The organism is Pseudomonas pudica, assembly GCF_015680405.1.
Classification (GTDB): domain Bacteria; phylum Pseudomonadota; class Gammaproteobacteria; order Pseudomonadales; family Pseudomonadaceae; genus Aquipseudomonas; species Aquipseudomonas pudica.
This window is the reverse complement of record NZ_JADLJS010000089.1, coordinates 1-6404: the sequence shown is the minus strand read 5'-3', so window position 1 is coordinate 6404 and position 6404 is coordinate 1. Positions and strand designations below refer to the sequence as shown.

At 63.9% G+C, this 6404-nt stretch carries 2 protein-coding genes; both read left to right on the top strand.

Features of this window, described 5'->3' with window-relative positions; genetic code table 11:
* Positions 1-4763, top strand: a 4763-nt coding sequence (locus IRZ77_RS26515; RefSeq protein ID WP_196174631.1) for a non-ribosomal peptide synthetase, incomplete at its 5' end; no start/stop codon positions are given.
* A 1-nt stretch (position 4764) separates the two neighbouring features.
* A partial coding sequence (locus tag IRZ77_RS26510) for a condensation domain-containing protein (RefSeq protein ID WP_230385150.1) occupies positions 4765-6404 on the top strand: 1640 nt, incomplete at its 3' end.

Below are 6404 nucleotides of genomic sequence, written 5' to 3'. Positions count from 1 at the left end.
CGGCGATCTGGGCGGATGTGCTGAAGCTGGAGAAGGTCGGCCTGACCGACAACTTCTTCGAGCTGGGCGGCGATTCGATCATTTCGTTGCAGGTGGTCAGCCGTGCGCGCCAGGTGGATATCCAGTTCACGCCCAAGGACCTGTTCGAGGCCCAGACGGTGCAGGCACTGGCCCGGCTCGCCAATCGCGGCGACAGTGTATCGATCGATCAGGGTGCGGTAACGGGCGTGACGCCGCTCACGCCCATTCAGCACTGGTTCTTCGAGCAGCCCGTTGTCGTGCGCCATCACTGGAACCAGTCGGTGCTGCTCACGCCAGGTGAAACGCTGGCCCCGGCGACGCTCGATGCGGCATTGCAGGCATTGCTCGAACATCACGATGCCCTGCGTTTGCGCGTGTTCGACCATGGGGTGGGCTGGCAGGCTGAATTTGCCGATGTGGGCTACTCCCAGTTGCTTTGGCATCGAGATTTCGCCAGCGTCGAGCACTTGCAGCAAGCTGCCAGTGAAGCCCAGCGCAGCCTTGACCTCGAGCACGGGCCGTTGATGCGTGCCATGCTCGCTGTGCTGCCTGACGGTAGCCAGCGGCTGCTTTTGGTCATCCATCACCTGGCGGTAGACGGCGTGTCGTGGCGTGTGCTGCTGGAAGACCTGCAGCAGGCCTACCAGACCCTGGCTGCCGGGCAGCCACTGCAGCTTCCGGCCAAGACCACTTCGTACAAAGCCTGGGCCGAGCGTTTGCAAACCTATGCCGCTGCACCCGCATTGCAACAGGAACTGGGCTACTGGCAGGGGCAGTTGCAAGGGGCCAGCGAAATGCTGCCCTGCGACAACCCGCAAGGCAGCCGGCAACTGAAGCATGCGGCCTCTGTCAGCACGCGCCTCGACGTGGCAAGCACCCAACGGCTGTTGCAGGATTGCTCGGTGGCTTATCGCACGCAGATCAACGACCTGTTGCTGACGGCCCTGGCGCAAGCAGTTGGCCGCTGGAGCGGCCAGCCCGAAGTGCTGGTGCGCCTGGAAGGGCATGGCCGTGAAGACCTGTTCGCGGGTATCGACCTGACGCGTACGGTAGGCTGGTTCACCAGCCTGTACCCGGTAAAGTTGAGCCCGCAGGCAGACCTGGCAAGTTCGATCAAGACCATCAAGGAACAGCTGCGCGCCGTACCTGACAAAGGCCTGGGCTATGGCGTGCTGCGCTACCTCGGTGATGCCGCGAGCCGCGAGGCCCTTGCAGCATTGCCTGAAGGCCAGATCGTCTTCAACTACCTCGGGCAGTTCGACGGCAGCTTCGATGGCGAAGCAGCTCTGTTCACCCCCGCCAAGGAGAACGATGGCGCCAGGCAGGATGCCGAAGCACCGTTGGCCAGCCTGTTGACCGTCAACGGTCAGGTATATGGCGGCGAGCTACGCCTGGAGTGGACCTTCAGCCAAGACATTCATCGCCGCGAAACCATCGAACAGCTGGCCCAGGCTTACCAGCAGGCCTTGGCTGAAATCATCGAGCATTGCTGTGAGGGTAGACATCGCGGCCTGACCCCGTCCGACTTCCCGTTGACCGACCTGACCCAGGCGCAGCTCGACCAGCTGCCGGTTGCCGTGGCGCAGATCGCCGACGTCTACCCGTTGTCGCCGATGCAGCAGGGCATGCTGTTCCACAGCATCTACGAGCAAGGCAGCGGCAACTACATCAACCAGATGCGCGTGGATGTGGATGGCCTGGATGTACAAGCCTTCCGACAGGCCTGGGATGCTGCCTTGCAGGCCCACGACATCTTGCGCAGCAGCTTCATCTGGCAGGGGGACCTGGGCCAGGCGGTGCAGGTCGTGCACAAGCAGGTGACACTGCCGTTCAGCGAATATGACTGGCGTGACGAGGATGAGCTGGCGCGGGAGCTGGACAACCTGGCGGAAGCCGACCGGCAGCGTGGCTTCGATCTGGTCGAGGCACCCTTGTTGCGCCTGGTGCTGGTGCGTACGGCGCAGGCACGTCATCACCTGATCTTCACCTGCCACCACATCCTTATGGATGGCTGGAGCACCTCGCAGTTGCTGGGTGAGGTGTTGCAGCGTCATGCCGGTAAACCTGTGGTGGCAGCGGCGGGAAGCTACCGTGACTACATCGCCTGGTTGCAGCGCCAGGATAGGGCGGCGGCAGAGAGGTTCTGGCAGGGCCAGATGGCCAGCTTCAACGAGCCGACGCGCCTGGCCCAGGCCGTGCGCAAAGGTGAACCTGATGGCCAGGGCCATCAGGTTCATCACCAGGCATTCGGTGCAGGGCGTACCGAGCGGGTTGAAGCCTTTGCGCGTGCCCAGCGTGTCACCGTCAACACCTTGGTACAGGCTACCTGGCTGTTGCTGCTGCAGCGCTATACCGGGCAGTCGTCGGTCTGCTTCGGTGCAACGGTCGCCGGCCGGCCAGCGGAGTTGGCGGGCGTGGAGGCGCAGATCGGCTTGTTCATCAACACCCTGCCGGTGGTTGGTACACCGCAAGGCGAGCAAAGCGTTGCGCAATGGATCGGGCAGGTGCAGGCCAGCAACCTGGCCATGCGTGAATACGAACATACGCCGCTGTACGACGTGCAGCGCTGGGCCGGCCTTGGCGGTGAAGCCCTGTTCGACAGCCTGGTGGTGTTCGAAAGTTACCCGGTGTCCGAGGCCCTTCGGCAGGGCGCACCGAGTGGCTTGCAGTTTGGCCCAGTGCAGGTGCGCGAGCAGACCAACTATCCGCTGACCCTGCTGGTGAGCCTTGGCGACAGCCTGGCTATCCAGTACCGGCATGACCGTGCGCACTGGAGCAGCGAGGCAATCGAGCAGCTGGCCCATCACTTCGGTACGCTGCTTGACGCGCTGGTGAGTGACCCGTTTGCTGCACTCGGCGACCTGCCGCTGCTCGATGCCGCACAGCATCAGCGTATCGTGCAGGACTGGAACCGCACGGCGGCCAGTTACCCGGCCGACCGCTGTATCCATCAGCTGTTCGAGGCGCAGGTGGTTGCTGCGCCAGGCGCAGTTGCACTTATCCACGGCGAGCAGACGCTCACGTATGCTGCGCTCAATGTACGGGCCAACCAGCTGGCCCACAAACTGCGCGAGGCTGGCGTGGGCCCGGAGGTGCTGGTAGGTGTCGCCATGGAGCGTGGCCTGGACATGGTGGTCGCGCTGATGGCCATTCTCAAGGCGGGCGGCGCCTACGTGCCGCTCGACCCTGGCTACCCGCAGGACCGCCTGGTGTACATGCTCGAAGACAGCCAGTCGATCCTGCTGCTGTCGCAGTCGCACCTGCAGGAGCGTTTGCCGGCCAGCTTCCAGGCGCGAACGCTGCTGGTGGACCAGTTGCTGCTCGACGGCTACGAAGCGGCCGACCCGGTGTGCGTGAGCACGCCGGACAACCTGGCGTACTGCATCTACACCTCAGGTTCCACCGGCAATCCCAAGGGCGTCCAGATCGAGCATCGCAATGCCGTGGCAATGATCGGCTGGGCGCAGTCGGTGTACAGCCAGCAGGACCTGTGCGGCGTGTTGGCGTCCACATCGATCTGTTTCGACCTGTCGGTCTGGGAGCTGTTCGTGACCCTGGGCTCGGGTGGCTATGCGGTACTGGCGGCCAATGCCCTGGAGCTGCCGCACCTGCCGGCCAAAGACCAGGTACGCCTGGTCAACACGGTGCCGTCGGCCATCAAGGTGCTGCATGAAACCGGCCAGTTGCCGTCCGGTGTACGCATCATCAACCTGGCGGGGGAGGCTCTCAAGCAGGGGCTGGTCGACGCGTTGTACGGCACTGGCCACGTGCTCAAGGTGTACGACCTGTACGGGCCTTCGGAGGACACAACCTACTCGACCTTCACCCTGCGCACCCAAGGTGGCCAGGCCAATATCGGCCGGCCGCTTTCCAACAGTGCCGCTTACCTGTTGAGCGAGGCCGGAACGCCGCTGCCGGTAGGGGTGGTGGGGGAGCTGTACATGGCGGGTGCGGGGCTGGCGCGTGGTTACCTGGCGCGCCCCGGGCTTACCGCCGAACGCTTCATCCCCGACCCGTTCGGCGGGCAGGGTGGCCGCCTGTATCGCACCGGCGACCTGGCGCGCTATGACGCCGACGGAGTCATCGAATATGCCGGGCGTATCGACCATCAGGTGAAGATTCGCGGCTTCCGTATCGAACTTGGCGAGATCGAGGCGCGCCTGCAACAACAGGACGCAGTCCGCGAAGCCGTGGTACTGGCGCTGGATGCGCCGGGCGGCAAGCAACTGCTGGGCTATGTGGTGCCAGCCGATGCAGCGTCGGTTGCCAGCGAGGAAGCCCGGGCGGCGCTGCTTGACACCCTGCGCGCCAGGCTGAAAGCCAGCCTGCCGGACTACATGGTGCCCGCGCACCTGTTGCTGTTGGAACGCCTGCCACTGACACCGAACGGCAAGCTGGACCGCAAGGCCCTGCCACAGCCTGACGGCAACCTGCGCCGGGCGGCCCATGTGGCGCCGGAAACGGAGCTGGAGCGTCGGATCGCAGCGGTATGGGCTGAAGTTCTTGGCCTGGAAAACGTATCTCTTACCGACAACTTCTTCGAGCTGGGGGGCCACTCCTTGCTGGCAACCCAGGCGGTAGCACGACTGCAGATCGAACTGGGTACGAACCTGCCACTCGCGTTGTTGTTCCAGACAGAGAACCTGCAGGCCTTTGCACAAGAGGTCGGCAGTCTCGGTACCCGAAACGACGGAGACCTGGATGAGCTCCAGGACTTCATGGCAGAGCTCGAGGCGGTTTGAGATGCACACGGACAACAGAAACGCAGACCTGGTTTATCGCTTCATCCGTCTGCCCCTGGCGCAGCAGAAGCTGTTTCTCGAAAAACTGGCGTCCAAGGGCGTCACGCTTGCGCAACTGCCCATTCCGGTAGCCAGGCACGATGTCGAACGCCCCGTGCTGTCCTATGCCCAGCAACGCCAGTGGTTTCTCTGGCAGCTGGAGCCCACCGGCTCGGCCTACAACATCCCGACCGCGCTCAGGTTCAGGGGGCAGCTTGACCTGGCAGCCCTGCAGCGCAGCTTTGCGACGCTGATCCAGCGTCATGAAGCCTTGCGCACGACCATTGCCGAGGCAGATGGCCAGCTGATGCAGGTCATCCACCCGAACCAGCCTTTCCAGCTGGCCCGCCAGGCCTTGGGGGCCGTGGAGGAGCAGGTTTTGCAGGCGCAGGTCGCGCTTGAGGTCCAGCAGCCGTTCGATCTGGTCCATGGGCCGCTGCTGCGGGTGAAACTGCTGGAACTGGCGCAGGACGAGCACGTGCTGGTGCTCACCTTGCACCATATCGTCGCCGATGGCTGGTCGATGCCCTTGCTCATCGATGAGTTGGTGCAGCTTTATGAAGGCTATAGCCAAGGTCGCGAGGTGGTGCTGGCCGAACTGCCGATCCAGTACGCCGATTATGCAATCTGGCAGCGTGCCTGGATGGACGCCGGCGAGCGTGAGCGTCAGCTGGCGTACTGGATGGCGCAGCTGGGCGACGACCATCCGGTGCTGGAACTGACCACCGACAGGCCACGCCCGGCGCTGCAAAGCTATCGCGGTGAGCGGGTCGACGTTGACCTGGGCGAGGCGTTGAGCCTGTCACTCAAACAGTTGGCGCAGCACCAGGGGGCGACACCCTTCATGCTGCTGCTGGCGAGTTTCCAGGTACTGTTGCACCGCTACTCCGGGCAGGCCGATGTGCGCGTGGGCGTGCCCATCGCCAACCGTAACCGCGTAGAGACCGAGCGGCTGATCGGCTTTTTCGTCAATACCCAGGTGATGCGAGCCGAGTTCGACACGCAACTGACCTTCACCGAGCTGTTGGCGCAAGTGCGGCAACGAGCCTTGGGCGCGCAGGTGCATCAGGACCTGCCATTCGAACAGCTGGTCGATGCCTTGCAGCCTGAACGCAGCCTGAGCCACAGCCCGTTGTTCCAGGTGATGTACAACCACCAGACCCGGGGCAAGGGCGAGCGCCGCAGCTTGCCCGGCCTGGAGGTGGAGGGCCTGCAATGGAACGTGCACGCGGCGCAGTTCGACCTCACGCTGGACAGCTTCGAACATGAGCAGGGCATCAGCGCCACGCTGACCTTTGCAACCGACCTGTTCGATGCCTCGACCATACAGCAGATGGCGCGGCACTGGCTGAACCTGCTACATGGCATCGTCGCCAACCCAGGCCAGCGAGTGGCTGAGCTACCATTGCTGGATGACGGGGAGCGACAGCAGATGGTGCATGGCTGGAATGCCACGCAAGCCGATTACCCAGGCGAAACCAGCATCCACCAGCTGATCGAGGCCCAGGTGTTCGCCACCCCGGACGCCCCGGCGCTGGTGTTTGGCGAGCAGACCCTGAGCTATGCCGAGCTCAACCGCCGTGGCAACCAGCTGGCGCACAA